General features: G+C 53.4%; 11 protein-coding genes and 2 rRNA genes (1 of these 13 cut by a window edge). 8 read left to right on the plus strand and 5 right to left on the minus strand.

The window, feature by feature from the left end; genetic code table 11:
- From QOY30_RS05945 to ftsB, 6 genes are all read left to right on the plus strand, one after another.
- A 23S ribosomal RNA gene (locus QOY30_RS05945) occupies window positions 1-2,019 on the plus strand (it extends 1,035 nt beyond the left edge of the window).
- Window positions 2,020-2,143: 124 nt separating this feature from the next.
- Window positions 2,144-2,256: ribosomal RNA gene (gene rrf / locus QOY30_RS05950) — 5S ribosomal RNA — on the plus strand.
- 134 nt (window positions 2,257-2,390) lie between these two features.
- Window positions 2,391-4,037, plus strand: a complete 1,647-nt coding sequence (pyrG, locus tag QOY30_RS05955) for a CTP synthase (protein WP_283743710.1) — start codon at window positions 2,391-2,393, stop codon at window positions 4,035-4,037.
- Window positions 4,034-4,885 (plus strand): 3-deoxy-8-phosphooctulonate synthase, encoded by an 852-nt coding sequence (gene kdsA / locus QOY30_RS05960; RefSeq protein WP_283743711.1) that lies wholly within the window; start codon window positions 4,034-4,036, stop codon window positions 4,883-4,885. Before pyrG ends, kdsA begins: the two co-directional genes overlap by 4 nt.
- A 17-nt stretch (window positions 4,886-4,902) precedes the next feature.
- A complete protein-coding gene (gene eno / locus QOY30_RS05965) occupies window positions 4,903-6,186 on the plus strand; it encodes a phosphopyruvate hydratase (protein WP_283743712.1) in 1,284 nt (427 codons plus the stop codon).
- On the plus strand, window positions 6,186-6,518 hold the full coding sequence (gene ftsB, locus QOY30_RS05970) for a cell division protein FtsB (RefSeq protein ID WP_283743713.1): 333 nt from the start codon (window positions 6,186-6,188) through the stop codon (window positions 6,516-6,518). The genes eno and ftsB overlap by 1 nt, the downstream gene beginning before the upstream one ends.
- On the opposite strand, the gene QOY30_RS05975 is transcribed toward ftsB, so the two are convergent.
- From QOY30_RS05975 to QOY30_RS05985, 3 genes are all read right to left on the minus strand, one after another.
- On the minus strand, window positions 6,511-8,142 hold the full coding sequence (locus QOY30_RS05975) for an alpha-D-glucose phosphate-specific phosphoglucomutase (protein WP_283743714.1): 1,632 nt from the start codon (window positions 8,140-8,142) through the stop codon (window positions 6,511-6,513). The two genes, ftsB and QOY30_RS05975, sit on opposite strands and share 8 nt — an antisense overlap.
- Before the next feature lie 71 nt (window positions 8,143-8,213).
- A complete protein-coding gene (locus QOY30_RS05980; RefSeq protein WP_283743715.1) occupies window positions 8,214-8,609 on the minus strand; it encodes a tautomerase family protein in 396 nt (131 codons plus the stop codon).
- 47 nt (window positions 8,610-8,656) lie between these two features.
- Window positions 8,657-9,073 (minus strand): MarR family winged helix-turn-helix transcriptional regulator, encoded by a 417-nt coding sequence (locus QOY30_RS05985; RefSeq protein ID WP_283743716.1) that lies wholly within the window; start codon window positions 9,071-9,073, stop codon window positions 8,657-8,659.
- 129 nt (window positions 9,074-9,202) lie between these two features.
- Between QOY30_RS05985 and recQ the strand changes: the two genes are divergently transcribed.
- Window positions 9,203-11,050 carry a DNA helicase RecQ gene (gene recQ, locus QOY30_RS05990; RefSeq protein ID WP_283746037.1) on the plus strand — a complete coding sequence of 616 codons (1,848 nt, stop codon included), beginning with the start codon at window positions 9,203-9,205 and terminating at the stop codon, window positions 11,048-11,050.
- A 101-nt stretch (window positions 11,051-11,151) separates the two neighbouring features.
- The gene (locus QOY30_RS05995; RefSeq protein WP_283743717.1) at window positions 11,152-11,856 is read left to right on the plus strand and encodes a YebC/PmpR family DNA-binding transcriptional regulator; all 705 of its coding nucleotides are present in this window, start codon (window positions 11,152-11,154) and stop codon (window positions 11,854-11,856) included.
- Window positions 11,857-11,885: 29 nt separating this feature from the next.
- On the opposite strand, the gene QOY30_RS06000 is transcribed toward QOY30_RS05995, so the two are convergent.
- Window positions 11,886-14,612, minus strand: a complete 2,727-nt coding sequence (locus tag QOY30_RS06000) for a response regulator (protein WP_283743718.1) — start codon at window positions 14,610-14,612, stop codon at window positions 11,886-11,888.
- Window positions 14,613-14,624: 12 nt separating this feature from the next.
- Window positions 14,625-15,053, minus strand: coding sequence for a type 2 periplasmic-binding domain-containing protein (locus QOY30_RS06005; protein WP_283743719.1), 429 nt, complete (start codon window positions 15,051-15,053; stop codon window positions 14,625-14,627).
- Window positions 15,054-15,055: the final 2 nt, after the last annotated feature.

Below are 15,055 nucleotides of genomic sequence, written 5' to 3' on the forward strand. Positions count from 1 at the left end.
GGCTAAAACAGTCAGGATGTTGGCTTAGAAGCAGCCATCATTTAAAGAAAGCGTAATAGCTCACTGATCGAGTCGTCCTGCGCGGAAGATGTAACGGGGCTCAAACTATGCACCGAAATCGCGGATATCAGTACTCCTTTTAGGACATGCGAAGTTTCGCAATGCGCCACACGCAGTGTGGCGCGTTGCAAAACGCTCTCTGATAAAACAGGGAGCAGGCATCCCTCACCTCAATTGAAGGTTTGTCGCACTCACCACATGCGTGGTTCGAGCGACAACATTGAGCGTGTTCTAAAAGGAGTACTGATATGGTAGGAGAGCGTTCTGTAGGCCTGCGAAGGTGTCTGGTAACGGATGCTGGAGGTATCAGAAGTGCGAATGCTGACATGAGTAGCGATAAAGGGAGTGAAAGGCTCCCTCGCCGAAAGCCCAAGGTTTCCTGCGCAACGTTCATCGGCGCAGGGTGAGTCGGCCCCTAAGGCGAGGCAGAAATGCGTAGTCGATGGGAAACAGGTTAATATTCCTGTACCTCAATGCAATGCGATGTGGGGACGGAGAAGGTTAAGCAAGCCAGGTGTTGGATGTCCTGGTTTAAGCGTGTAGGGAGATCTCTTAGGCAAATCCGGGAGGTCAATTCTGAGGCGTGATGACGAGTGCCTTCGGGCGCGAAGTTGCTGATACCAAGCTTCCAAGAAAAGCCACTAAGCTTCAGTTGTATTGAGACCGTACCGCAAACCGACACAGGTGGGCAGGATGAGAATTCTAAGGCGCTTGAGAGAACTCGGGTGAAGGAACTCGGCAAATTAGCACCGTAACTTCGGGAAAAGGTGCGCCCCGATAGAGTGTAGAGACTTGCTCTCGAAGCTCGATGGGGTTGCAGTGAAATGGTGGCTGCGACTGTTTAATAAAAACACAGCACTCTGCAAACACGAAAGTGGACGTATAGAGTGTGACGCCTGCCCGGTGCTGGAAGATTAAATGATGGGGTGCAAGCTCTTGATTGAAGTCCCAGTAAACGGCGGCCGTAACTATAACGGTCCTAAGGTAGCGAAATTCCTTGTCGGGTAAGTTCCGACCTGCACGAATGGCGTAACGATGGCCACACTGTCTCCACCCGGGACTCAGCGAAGTTGAAATGTTTGTGAAGATGCAATCTACCCGAGGCTAGACGGAAAGACCCCATGAACCTTTACTGTAGCTTTGCATTGGATTTTGAATAGACCTGTGTAGGATAGCTGGGAGGCTTTGAAGCGGTGTCGCCAGACATCGTGGAGCCGACGTTGAAATACCAGCCTGGTGTGTTCGAGGTTCTAACCTAGATCCGTAATCCGGATTGGGGACATTGCATGGTAGGCAGTTTGACTGGGGCGGTCTCCTCCCAAAGTGTAACGGAGGAGTACGAAGGTATCCTAGGTACGGTCGGACATCGTACTGATAGTGCAATGGCAAAAGGATGCTTAACTGCGAGACTGACAAGTCGAGCAGGTGCGAAAGCAGGTCATAGTGATCCGGTGGTTCTGTATGGAAGGGCCATCGCTCAACGGATAAAAGGTACTCTGGGGATAACAGGCTGATTCCTCCCAAGAGTTCATATCGACGGGGGAGTTTGGCACCTCGATGTCGGCTCATCACATCCTGGGGCTGTAGCCGGTCCCAAGGGTATGGCTGTTCGCCATTTAAAGTGGTACGTGAGCTGGGTTTAAAACGTCGTGAGACAGTTTGGTCCCTATCTGCCTTGGGCGCTGGAAGTTTGAGGGGACCTGCTCCTAGTACGAGAGGACCGGAGTGGACGTATCTCTGGTGTACCGGTTGTCACGCCAGTGGCATAGCCGGGTAGCTATATACGGAAGAGATAACCGCTGAAAGCATCTAAGCGGGAAACTCGCCTCAAGATGAGACTTCCCTGGAGATTCGATCTCCCTGAAGGGTCGTGGAAGACTACCACGTTGATAGGTCGGGTGTGGAAGCGCAGTAATGCGTTAAGCTAACCGATACTAATTGCCCGTGCGGCTTGATCCTATAACATTAGGTTCAGTTGCAAGTAGTGTGAGTTTCGCAACAATCAGAACACATCTTTACTTCTTCCAAAATTACATCAGGCGCTGGAACGCTAAACCCGTTTCAGCGATTGATAACAGTTATGTCTGACGACCATAGCAAGTTGGCCCCACTCCTTCCCATCTCGAACAGGACAGTGAAACGACTTCGCGCCAATGATAGTGTGCGTCCGCATGTGAAAGTAGGTCATCGTCAGACTCCTTACAAAGTAGAAAGCCCCCAAGTGAAAACTTGGGGGCTTTTTATTTATTGCACACGAAAATAAGCAACTGCCTCGATTTGCGCGCTTCTTCCTTTGAGGGGATACCCGTTTTGCGATACAATCGCGCTCCATGACTAAGTACATATTTATTACCGGCGGCGTTGTCTCTTCCCTTGGAAAAGGCATCGCCGCCGCTTCACTTGCGGCTATCCTGGAGTCTCGCGGGCTTAAGGTCACGATGCTCAAACTCGATCCCTACATTAACGTCGATCCGGGAACAATGAGTCCATTTCAGCATGGCGAGGTGTTCGTTACTGAAGACGGCGCTGAGACCGATCTGGATTTGGGGCACTACGAGCGTTTCATCTCGGCCAAGATGCGCAAAGCGAATAATTTCACTACCGGACAGATTTACGAAAGCGTGATTCGAAAAGAAAGGCGCGGCGAATATCTGGGTAAAACCGTGCAAGTGATTCCGCACATCACCAACGAGATTCAAGCCTTCATTGAACGCGGTGCAGCCGCCTCCCTTGACGGTAAAGCAGATATCGCAATTGTCGAGATCGGCGGCACGGTGGGTGATATAGAGTCGCTGCCGTTCCTTGAAGCCGCGCGCCAGATGGGGTTGCGTATGGGACGCAATCAGGTGGCGTATGTCCATCTGACACTGGTTCCCTATATTGCTACTGCAGGCGAATTGAAGACCAAGCCGACACAACACAGCGTGCAGAAGCTTCGCGAGATTGGTATCTTCCCCACCGCGCTGATATGTCGCGCAGACCGGCGTATTCCTGACGACGAACGCGCTAAAATCTCTCTGTTCGCCAATGTACGTGAAGCAAGCGTGATTTCCATGTGGGACGTGGACAGCATTTACAAAGTTCCGCAAATGCTGCACGAACAGGGGCTGGATCGCATCATTTGTGAAGAGCTGGCGCTGAATGCACCGCCTGCAAACTTGACGGAATGGCAGAATCTCATTAAAGCACAGGAAAATCCGCAGCATGAAATCACCATTGGCATGGTTGGTAAATATGTCGATCTTACCGAATCGTACAAATCATTGATCGAGGCGTTGCGTCACGCGGGTATCCATACCGCAACGCGCGTTAATATCGAATATCTGGATTCTGAGGTCATCGAGACAGAAGGTACCGACTGCCCGAAAAGTCTCGATGCAATCCTAGTGCCCGGCGGTTTTGGCGTGCGCGGTACGGAAGGCAAGATCGCGTCGATTCAATATGCGCGCGAGAACAAAATACCTTATCTCGGCATCTGCCTCGGTATGCAACTGGCGGTGATCGAGTATGCACGTCATGTGGCAAACATGAGCGATGCCAACAGTACTGAGTTCAACCTGGAAACCGAACATCCGGTGGTGGCGCTGATCACCGAGTGGTTGGATAGGGATGGCAAAGTCGCCAAGCGCAGCGCTGACTCGGATATGGGCGGCACCATGCGACTTGGATCGCAACGCTGCCCCGTCAAACCCAACACGATGGCTCAACGCATTTACGGCGATGAAGTGAACGAACGCCACCGTCACCGCTATGAAGTGAACAACCATTATGTCCCGGTGCTGGAGAAAACCGGCCTGATCATTTCTGCGCGTACACCGTCAGAAGATTTGCCCGAGATGATGGAGTTACCGCAGACCATGCATCCATGGTTTGTAGGTGTGCAGTTCCACCCTGAATTTACTTCGACACCGCGTACTGGACATCCCCTATTCAAAGCTTATGTCGAAGCAGCCGTGAAGCATAAGGAGGCTGTATGAAATTGTGCGGATTTGATGTTGGCCTGGAAAAGCCGTTATTCTTGATCGCAGGTCCATGCGTGATCGAGTCAGAGCAAATGGCGCTGGATACAGCAGGCCAATTGAAAGAGATATGCCTGAAGCTTGACATTCCGTTCATCTATAAATCTTCCTACGATAAAGCCAATCGTAGTTCCGGCAAGACATTCCGCGGTTTCGGTATGGAAGCAGGGTTGAAGATACTGGAAAAGGTAAAAGCGCAGATCGGCGTGCCGGTACTGACCGATGTGCATAGCGAAGACGAGATTGAATCCGTAGCCGCCGTGGTTGATGTGCTGCAAACCCCGGCATTCCTGTGTCGCCAGACTGATTTCATCCATGCAGTGGCGAAGGCAGGCAGGCCGGTGAACATCAAGAAAGGCCAGTTCCTTTCTCCTTGGGATATGAAAAATGTTGTGGACAAGGCGCGCGAAGTAAGTGGCGGGGACAACATTATGGTGTGCGAACGCGGAGCATCGTTTGGCTACAACAATCTGGTTTCGGATATGCGCTCGCTGGCAGTGATGCGCAACACCGGATGCCCGGTAGTGTTCGATGCCACGCACTCGGTCCAGTTACCCGGCGGGCAAGGCACAGCGAGCGGCGGCCAGCGAGAATTTGTGCCGGTATTGGCACGTGCCGCAGTAGCGGCAGGAGTGGCGGGAGTATTCATGGAGACGCATCCGGATCCCGCAAAAGCTTTGTCGGATGGTCCCAACGCATTCCCGCTGGGACATCTGCAAGAGTTGTTGCAGACGCTGAAAGCGGTGGATGCATTGGTGAAGCAGCAAGGTTTTATCGAAGAAAACGTTAACTTGAAAAGTGTGTGAGCGAAGGAAAAATAAGAATGAGTGCAATTGTTGATGTCATAGCGCGTGAGATTCTGGATTCCCGTGGGAATCCTACTGTAGAAGCGGATGTGTTGCTGGAATCTGGTGTGATGGGGCGCGCAGCCGTGCCCTCAGGCGCATCGACGGGTACAAAAGAAGCGGTTGAATTGCGCGATGGCGACAAGAAGCGCTACTTGGGCAAGGGTGTGTTGAAAGCGGTGGAGAATGTGAACACCGAGATCGCCGAAGCGATCATCGGCTTGGATGCGGCTGAACAGGCATTTATCGACCAGACCATGATCGACCTTGACGGCACCGAGAACAAATCCCGCCTCGGCGCGAACGCGATTCTCGCTGTATCCATCGCGGTTGCCAAAGCAGCTGCCGAGGAATCCGGTTTGCCGTTGTATCGCTACTTCGGCGGCGCGGCGCGCATGGAAATGCCCGTACCCATGATGAATGTCATCAACGGCGGCGCCCATGCCACAGGTGGTTCCGACATGCAGGAATTCATGATCATCCCGGTAGGCGCGCCGAGTTTTCGCGAAGCCTTGCGCTATGGTGCAGAGGTGTTCCACGCACTCAAAGCCGTGCTGCACCATCGCGGTCTGCCGACCACCGTTGGCGACGAAGGCGGTTTTGCACCTGCACTCGGTTCCAACGAAGCAGCGTTGAAGGTTATTGTCGAAGCCATCGAAGCAGCTGGCTATATCCCCGGGACAGACGTGGCGATCGGCATGGATCCGGCGGCTTCCGAATTCTACAAGGATGGCAAATATCACCTGAAGGCCGACGGTTTGACGCTCACCTCCCAACAGATGGTTGATCTTTATGCAACTTGGGTGGACAAGTATCCCATCGTTTCCATTGAGGACGGCATGAGCGAGCTCGACTGGCCGGGCTGGAAGATGCTGACCGAGCGCTTGGGCAAGACCATCCAGCTGGTTGGCGACGATGTGTTTGTGACCAACACCAAAATCCTGCGCGAAGGCATCAAGCAAGGTATCGCCAATTCCATTTTGATCAAGGTCAACCAGATAGGTACCCTGACCGAGACGTTCGCCGCCATCGAGATGGCGAAGCGCGCAGGTTATACCGCCGTGATGTCGCATCGTTCCGGTGAGACTGAAGACTCCACCATTGCCGATCTCGCGGTTGGAACCAACGTTATGCAGATCAAGACCGGCTCCCTGTCCCGTTCAGACCGCATGGCCAAGTACAACCAACTGCTGCGCATCGAGGAAGACCTCGGAGACAGCGCCTCCTATCCCGGTCGCGAGGCTTATTACCAGTTAGGCTGATGCGTGTTGTCACCTACATCCTACTGGCTCTTCTCCTGCTGTTGCAATATCCGCTCTGGCTGGGGAAGGGTAGCTGGCTGAAGGTGTGGGACATGGGCCAGCAGGTACAAGCCCAGAAGCAAATCAACGAGCAAACCCAAAAGCGCAATGCGGCACTGGATGCCGAAGTGCGCGACCTCAAACTCGGAACCGATGCCATCGAAGAACGCGCGCGCAGCGAGCTCGGCATGGTCAAGCAGGGAGAGATATTCTTTCAGGTGGTTGGCGGCGAACAGGCTGCAGCGGTTTCCGCTGTAGCCGCTGCAACACCGCCAAAAGACAAGGTCAAGTAATGACTGTAGGTTGATCCCGCCCGGTGCGAGACTGCAATTCTGAGATGTCCAACGCGACCCGGATCAATTCTTTCAACGCTTCTTGTGCATCCAGATGATGTCGCGAGACATCCGCTTCATACGCTTCCAGATAAACGCGTAAAGTAGCTCCCTCTGTCCCGGTGCCGGATAGCCGGAAAATAATGCGCGAATCGTCGCTGAACAGGATACGCAGCCCCTGGCCTTTACTGATGCTGCCATCCACCGGATCGGTATAGCTGAAGTCGTCGCACGTTTGTACGGTGTGGTTACCGAACTGTTTGTTTGTGAGGGTGGGAAAATTATCGCGCAGATGTTGTATCACGCCGTTGGCTGCTTCGGTCGGCAAGCCTTCGTAGTCGTAGCGCGAATAGAAGTTGCGACCGAATCTAGCCCAATGTTCTCGCACAATGGATTCTACCGATTGCTTGCGCACGGCCAGGATGTTCAGCCAGAACAGTACCGCCCACAGCCCGTCCTTCTCGCGCACATGGTTGGAACCGGTGCCGAAACTTTCCTCTCCGCATAGCGTGACCTTGCCGGCATCCATCAGGTTACCGAAGAATTTCCAGCCGGTCGGTGTTTCGTAACATGGGATGTTCAACGCCTTTGCCACGCGATCCACTGCCGCGCTGGTGGGCATCGACCTCGCGACGCCCGCCAATCCTTGCTTGTAGGCGGGTATCAATGTTGCATTAGCGGCGAGTAGTGCCAGACTGTCCGAAGGGGTGACGAAGAAACGTTTGCCGAGGATCATATTGCGGTCGCCATCGCCATCCGATGCTGCACCGAAATCCGGTGCTTCCGCGCCGTACATGATCTCCACCAGATCATGCGCATATGTCAGGTTGGGGTCGGGGTGCCCGCCGCCAAAATCTTCCAGTGGTACGCCGTTCATCACGCTGCCCACTGGCGCACCGAGACGTTTTTCCAGTAACTCTTTGGCATAAGGCCCGTTCACTGCGTGCATCGCATCGAACTTGATCTTGAACCCACTTTTCAGAAGCGTGCGGATAGCGGGAAAATCAAACAGGGACTCCATCAGCTCTGCGTAGTCGCTTACCGGGTCGAATACCTTCACTTTCATGCCACCCAGGGTGGTCTCGCCCAACTTATCCAACATCACATCTTCCGTATCGAGGATGCGATAGCTGGAGATTGCTTTGCTTTTGACATAGATCGCCTCGGTCACCGTCTCGGTGGCAGGGCCGCCGTTGCTGCTGTTGAACTTGATGCCGAAGTCGCCGTCGGGTCCGCCGGGATTGTGGCTTGCGGAAAGGATGATGCCGCCGAAAGTCTTGTATTTGCGGATCACACAGGATGCCGCCGGTGTGGAAAGGATGCCGCCGCGTCCCACCAGGACCTGACCGAATCCGTTCGCCGCAGCCATTTTTAGAATGATCTGGATCGCAAGACGGTTGTAGTAACGACCATCGCCGCCCAGTACCAGCGTTGAACCTTGCGGAGCCGCGATGCTGTCGAAGATGCTTTGTACGAAGTTCTCCAGATAGTGTGGTTGCCGGAAGGTGGGAACCTTCTTGCGCAGTCCGGAAGTGCCGGGTTTCTGGTCGGGGAATGGCTGGGTAGAAACGGTGCGGATGCTCATGTGTATCCTCATTTGTTGACGTTTGCATAGCATCATACCATCGCGTTCAAAAGGTGATTATCACAACCATGTCAGTTGGTATGGTGGTACCGGTATTCCTGTGTTAACCCGCCATAACCGTAAGCCGTGGCGCGCACATCCTCGATATAGATGTAGCTTATTTCGTGCAGGTTGCCGAGCAACCGGCTGAACACGGCGAACGCCTCGCCGACGTACTGTGCCTTTTCGGCTTTGGTGTTCGTTTCATCCGTGATCTTGATGTCGAAATAGATGCTGCTCTTGCCTTGTTCGGTAAGAGACTGTCCTGCAACAATCCAGTCATCAGGATCGACGTAATCAATGGCGATCGAAGTCACCTCCGGTTTCTTGTGCAGAATGCGACTTGTCAATTCCAGCAGGGTGTTGGAAATAGCTTTGGTTAACTCAGCAGACTTTTTGGCGCTGACTTTAACGTTCAAAATGGGCATGGGTATTCTCCTATGGTTAGCTATGCAACTATTAGATCAAAAAATTTTCAATCGAGCGCGGAACGTACCCCACGCACCTTGGTGACTGCTTCCGCAAAAACATCTTCGTTTAACAGTTTTTTGAGACGTTTGGTGACTTTCCCGCTGGCCTCATTCAGCGGCGCCTGGAGGGTGGACGCCTTTCGCGTGGGATAGATCGCATACTCTCGACCATCGCGTCCGGAATCCCGCCGTTCAATCAGCTCCTTTGCTGCAAGCCCATCCAGCACACGGGTTGCGGTTGGACGGGAGATTGCCAGCGAGTCGGCCAACTCCCGTTGCAACAGTCCGGGTTTATTCAGGATGGTGCGCAACAAAAAAGCTTGGGACGGACTGAGTCCGAATGGCTTAAAGGCGGCGGCCCACTCGCGTTCCAGTCGTCGCGCCAGCGCTACCGTATTGAAATAGAGGCATTCTTCAAACATGCTGTACAGCATAACGGATATTAGTTAGCTATGCAACTATGGCGAAAATATCGGAATCTGATGACCAACTGTCCCCAGAGTTCTGCCAGTCAGGTTAAGCTTACGCACCTTGATCTAATCGTCCATTTCATGAGTTCCGGCACCGCCCAACAAATCCTCCGCGACACTTTCGGCTTTCCCTCATTTCGCGGTGCGCAGCAGTCCATTGTCGAATATGTCGTCAACGGCGGCGATGCGCTGGTTCTCATGCCTACCGGAGGCGGAAAATCACTGTGTTACCAGATTCCTGCAATGATAAGGAATGGGGTCGGCATCGTGGTATCGCCACTGATCGCATTGATGCAGGACCAGGTCGATGCGCTCAAGCAACTCGGTGTGCCCGCGGCTTTTCTCAATTCCAGCCTGGAAGCCGAAGAGGCACGCGAGGTATCGCGGCAGTTGATGCGCGGCGAGTTGAAGCTGCTGTATGTCGCCCCCGAGAGGTTGATGACGGAAGGATTCCTGAATCAGCTGGAGCGCTTGCAACAGGACAACAATATCGCCCTGTTCGCCATTGACGAAGCGCATTGCGTCTCGCAATGGGGCCACGACTTCCGTCCGGAGTATCGTGCGCTGACGGTGTTGCACGAGCGCTTTCCGGGCGTGCCGCGCATTGCGCTGACTGCCACGGCGGATGCGCCGACGCGGCGCGAGATCGTCGAGCGCCTGTCTCTGGAGCAGGCGCAGCATTTCGTATCCAGTTTTGACCGTCCCAACATCCGCTACCGCATCACGCTCAAGGACAATGCACGCCAGCAGTTGCAGACCTTCCTCGAAACCGAGCATCCCGACGATGCCGGCATCGTGTATTGCCTGTCACGCAAGAAGGTCGAAGAGACCGCCGCCTGGCTCAAGGAGCAGGGCTGGGATGCACTGCCGTATCACGCCGGACTGGATGCAGCCACGCGCAACGTCAATCAGAGGAGATTTCTGCGCGAGGAAGGTGTCATCATGGTTGCTACCGTTGCCTTTGGCATGGGCATCGACAAACCCAACGTGCGCTTCGTGGCCCATCTCGATTTGCCCAAGAGCATGGAGGGTTATTATCAGGAAACCGGTCGCGCCGGTCGCGACGGCTTGCCCGCGAATGCCTGGATGGCCTACGGTCTGGGCGACGTGGTTTCCATGCGGCAAATGCTGCTCTCCGGTGATGCGCCCGATGAACGCAAGCGCGTCGAACTGCAAAAGCTTGATGCGCTGCTAGGTTTCTGCGAATCCACCGCATGCCGCCACCAGACCATCCTGCGCTACTTTGGCGAAGAGCATCCTGGCGATTGCGACCAGTGCGACAACTGTCTCACTCCCGTCGATACATGGGACGCCACGAAAGCCGCTCAGATGGCGCTTTCCTGCGTTTATCGCACCGGGCAGCGCTTCGGCGTTGCGCATCTGATCGACGTATTGCTGGGCAAGACCACACCCAAAATCAAACAATTCAACCACCAGCAACTGAGCACATTCGGTATCGGCAAAGACCTGGCCCAAACACAATGGAGCAGTGTCTATCGCCAGCTCGTCGCAGCCGGATTTATCAACGTGGACATAGAAGGCTATGGCGGTCTGAAACTTGCCGAAGCGGCACGTCCCGTATTGCGCGGTGAACAGGAAATCTGGTTGCGACGCGACGCCGAACCGGCCAAGCGCAAAGCCAGCAAGGCCGAACGTGGTTCGCGCTTGCGCGAAGCTTTTGCCGGTGCCAACGAAGATCCATTGTGGCAGGCGCTCAAATCCAAACGCACGGAACTCGCCCGCGAACAAGGCGTGCCACCTTACGTCATCTTTCACGACAGCACTTTGCTGGAAATCCTCAACCGCAAACCGCAAACGCTGGGCGACATGGCGCAGATCAGCGGTATCGGCCAGGCCAAGCTGGCGAAGTACGGCGATGCATTTTTGCAGGTGGTGGAAGATATGGCGAACGGAGTTCGAACGGGCTGAATCGTTTTCGAGATTGATGCCTGACGCCACATGAGGCAAGATGCGTCTTCGGGATTTTCCCCGAGTAAATGCAATATCCAACCAACACATAGAGAACAGACATGGGCGCACAGTGGAAAGCCAGGCACAAAGAGGTCGCAGCGAACGCAAAAGGTAAAATTTTCGGCAAGCTCGCCAAAGAAATCATGGTCGCTGCCAAAGGCGGCGCCGACCCGAGCTTGAATTCGCGCTTGCGACTTGTGGTCGAACAAGCCAAAAAAGCCTCTATGCCCAAAGATACGCTGGATCGTGCCATCAAGAAGGGGGCTGGACTGCTCGACGGCGGCGCGCAATTGGAACGTCTCGTGTATGAAGGTTTTGCCCCGCACCGGGTGCCCATCATCGTCGAATGTCTGTCCGACAATATCAATCGTACCAAGGCCAGCATGAACGTACTGTTCCGCAAAGGCCAGCTTGGCGCAGAAGGTTCCGTCTCGTGGGACTTCAGCCACGTCGGCATGATCGAGGCTACACCGAATTCCAAAGATGCGGATCCGGAAGTCGCTGCTATCGAAGCGGGTGCTCAGGATCTGGAACCTTCAGAAGAAGGCGCAACCCTCTTCATCACCGATATCACCGATCTGGATGTCGTATGCAAAGCGTTGCCTGCGCAAGGCTTTACCGTCATCTCCGCCCAACTTGGCTATCGTCCGAAGAATCCGGTTACTCTCGGCAATGACGCCGAGCGTGAAGAGGTGGAAGCCTTCCTTGAAGCAATCGACGAAGATGACGATGTGCAGAACGTCTATGTGGGATTAGCTGGATAATTCCTGGGGATGCAAGCCTTGTGTAGCACTCAACCTTTGCGCAAAGCAAGAGCGCGCTCGATGTTCGCCATCAATTTGTCCAGCTCCTGGTCAATTTTACCGAGCAATGATTCGACATCATCCAAGGCTCCGTTCTTGATTTTATTCTCCAGGAGTTCAGCCTGATTTTGCAGGTATTCCGCGCCCAGGGTGCCGGCGATACCCCTGAGCGTGTGGGCAAGCCTTTCCGCTGTTTTGTGGTCGTTTGATGCCAGAGAGTCCCGAATATTTCGGACGGCATTTCCTTGATTTGCTCTGAACTTCTCCAGCAGCGAATAATACAAATCTACGTTCCCTCCGATTCGACGCACGCTGGCAGCCACTTTGACGTCCGGCAAGTCGGGCAATGGCATGGGTGCGGAAATTGCGACAGTCTCGGGGAGAGGTGGACGTTCCGTAACCCGTGCTGGATGGATCCATTTTGCAAGGGTAGCGATCAGCCGATCCGGATCGAGGGGTTTGCCGATATGGTCGTTCATGCCCGCAGCCAGAAAAGCATTTTGTTCACTGACGTATACATTGGCTGTCAGGGCGATAATCGGCAAATTGGCAAGCATGGGGTTTTGGCGAATTTCACGGGTGGCGGTTATTCCATCCATCACCGGCATCTGCATGTCCATCAGTACACCGTCGAACGGTTCTTCCTGCAGTCGTGCTATCGCCTCTTCACCGTTCTCGGCGATGGTAACCTTGATTCCGAAACTCTCAAGCAGCTCGCGCGCAACTTGCTGGTTGATTTCGTTGTCTTCTACAAGCAGCAAGTGCGCTCCGCGGACTTGGGCAACCAGTGCCGGGTTAAATTGCGCACCGATTATTCTGAATTTCCCCGCCACCCATTTATCCAGACCGAAGATACTGGCGATGGTATCGAATAGTTTTTGTTGCTTGAACGGCTTTTCCAATACTCCGTCAATCGTTTTGTCGTTTACCAGTGCCGGAATTTCATTCTGTCCATAACCTGCGATCATCAGTACCTTGGGCTTGATGCTTAATTCAGTCATTGAATGCAATTCTCTGGCCAACTCCAGTCCATTCATTTGCGGCATCTTCCAGTCCAGGATGGCCAGATTAATAGGCCGTCCTTCCTTGTTTGCTTTGCGCACTGTGCTCAATGCATCACGCCCATTATTTGCAACAGCCACGTCGAACGAGAATGACTCAAGATAACTTTTCAGAATTTGCAGACTGTTCTCGCTGTCGTCGACAGCCAGGACACGCATACCGCCCAACCCGGTGAATTCGGCGTGTGGAATGTTCGCCGACTTTTCAGCTTTGAGAACATTGACTGTGAAGATGAATTTCGAACCCAGACCGGGAGTGCTTTCCACCCAGATTTTGCCACCCATGATTTCGATAAGGCGCTTGCTGATCGTCAGACCCAGGCCGGTACCGCCAAATTTCCGGGTGATGCTGGTATCAGCCTGGGTAAACGGCCGGAACAGTTTGTCGATATCCTGTTGCGACATTCCTATTCCCGTGTCTTTGACAGTGAATCGCAGAACGACCTGATCGCCTTCCTCCTTTTCCAATTCAGCACTTACCACTACCTCGCCTTTGGGGGTGAACTTGACGGCATTACCTGCCAAATTGATCAATACCTGCCCCAGTCTAAGGGGATCGCCGATCAAAACTGATGGGACGTCTGGAGAGGTCTCTATGAGAAGTTCGAGATTTTTTTCCTGGGCTTTGACTCCCAAAATCGTGGCAAGATTGTCCATTACCTCATCCAGTTCGAATGAGACTCGATCCAACTCCATTTTCCCCGCCTCAATTTTGGAGACATCCAGTATGTCGTTGAGGATGCCCAGAAGCGATTTGGCCGAACTGTGGATTTTCTGGAGATAATCCTGCTGCTTGCCGGACAACTCCGTCTGCAAGCAAAGATGGCTTAAACCAATGACTGCGTTCATTGGTGTGCGAAGCTCATGACTCATGTTGGCGAGAAACTCATCCTTGGTCTGGCTTGCAGCTTCAGCACTATTCCGCGCTTCTTCAGCTGCTTTCAGTTTCTGGATTTCCTGTTCAAGTTCGCTGTTGACCAGTACCAGCATTTTGTTGCGGTTTTCCACCACTTTTTCCAGCACCACGATACCGCGGTTGACCAGCAACGTCAGTACCCCGATAACGAAAAGCATGAATGTGCCGATTATCGCTCCCGATCCTTGCGCCGTTTCAGATCGTCCTATCGCTATTCGTATTGTTTCCTGGAAATCTTTTTCTGCGGTATCCCTGTATGATGTTGCGGCCGCCGTATAGGCATTGCGCAGATCCCGCAACTGCTTTATTTGCTGCTGACTGGGAAGGTCCTTCTTGGCCATCATTTTCTGTGCCACATTGAACGCCAACTTGTAGAAGGCATTGAAATCGGATTTCAGTTTTTCAATTTCATTCGTGTGCGCAGTATCAATCTCTTCCATAGATTCATAACGGCTCAGGATTTCAGATGACTTGGCTTTGGATGCTTCCAGATAGTCCACTTCTCCGGTTGCGGCTGCCGCATTCAACGATTCCACTACACCCTCGAAACTTTTGAGGTTCTCTCCAGCCGCATTGAGTATCGGGAATTCGGCATCGCGAATTTCCTTGAGAAGCTCGTTCCCCCCGGACAGCACAAGTGAGGAGTAAATCAGGTATGCGACAAAGCTGACTACTGAAATTGAAGGCACCAGCAACAGTTTCAACTTCAATGGATAGTTGCGGAATCGGTTCATTTTCATGGTCAATTCGCCCTAAGGTTTCAGAACGACTCTGACGCTGTGGTTCACTGCGCTTTTGTCGATATATCCGATAGCATTTGGGTTGTTCGCAATGGCCTTTCTGACGGCCATATCACCCGCTATGAGTTGCGGCGGGCGGCCCTCCCCGGTAAAAATGATTTTGGCCCAGTATGCAGTGAGTTGTGACGAGTTCTTGTGGGTGACTTTGGAATAGAACTCATCCCTGACAGCACTTCCCTCGGGCTGGTCTATGGGAAAGGCGGCGTGCTCATTCGGAAAGGTAACGACTTTGCCGAGGAATATCTTCGCAGTCTGCTCGGCAGTCAGACTGGTGACCGAACTCTTGGAAGAAACGACGACGACGACCTCAGCTTGTGCGCTGAAGGCAAGCGATAGCAAGGCAAGCAGCAGTATAAACTTCAGGCCATTGTGCAATGTCATCA

Source organism: Sideroxydans sp. CL21 (assembly GCF_902459525.1).
In the GTDB taxonomy this organism is placed as follows: domain Bacteria; phylum Pseudomonadota; class Gammaproteobacteria; order Burkholderiales; family Gallionellaceae; genus Sideroxyarcus.

Coding starts and splice junctions, on each gene's coding strand:
- pyrG (WP_283743710.1), top strand. CDS start 2,391: ATGACTAAGTACATATTTATTACCGGCGGCGTTGTCTCTTCCCTTGGA.
- kdsA (WP_283743711.1), top strand. CDS start 4,034: ATGAAATTGTGCGGATTTGATGTTGGCCTGGAAAAGCCGTTATTCTTG.
- eno (WP_283743712.1), top strand. CDS start 4,903: ATGAGTGCAATTGTTGATGTCATAGCGCGTGAGATTCTGGATTCCCGT.
- ftsB (WP_283743713.1), top strand. CDS start 6,186: ATGCGTGTTGTCACCTACATCCTACTGGCTCTTCTCCTGCTGTTGCAA.
- QOY30_RS05975 (WP_283743714.1), bottom strand. CDS start 8,142: ATGAGCATCCGCACCGTTTCTACCCAGCCATTCCCCGACCAGAAACCC.
- QOY30_RS05980 (WP_283743715.1), bottom strand. CDS start 8,609: ATGCCCATTTTGAACGTTAAAGTCAGCGCCAAAAAGTCTGCTGAGTTA.
- QOY30_RS05985 (WP_283743716.1), bottom strand. CDS start 9,073: ATGTTTGAAGAATGCCTCTATTTCAATACGGTAGCGCTGGCGCGACGA.
- recQ (WP_283746037.1), top strand. CDS start 9,203: ATGAGTTCCGGCACCGCCCAACAAATCCTCCGCGACACTTTCGGCTTT.
- QOY30_RS05995 (WP_283743717.1), top strand. CDS start 11,152: ATGGGCGCACAGTGGAAAGCCAGGCACAAAGAGGTCGCAGCGAACGCA.
- QOY30_RS06000 (WP_283743718.1), bottom strand. CDS start 14,612: ATGAAAATGAACCGATTCCGCAACTATCCATTGAAGTTGAAACTGTTG.
- QOY30_RS06005 (WP_283743719.1), bottom strand. CDS start 15,053: ATGACATTGCACAATGGCCTGAAGTTTATACTGCTGCTTGCCTTGCTA.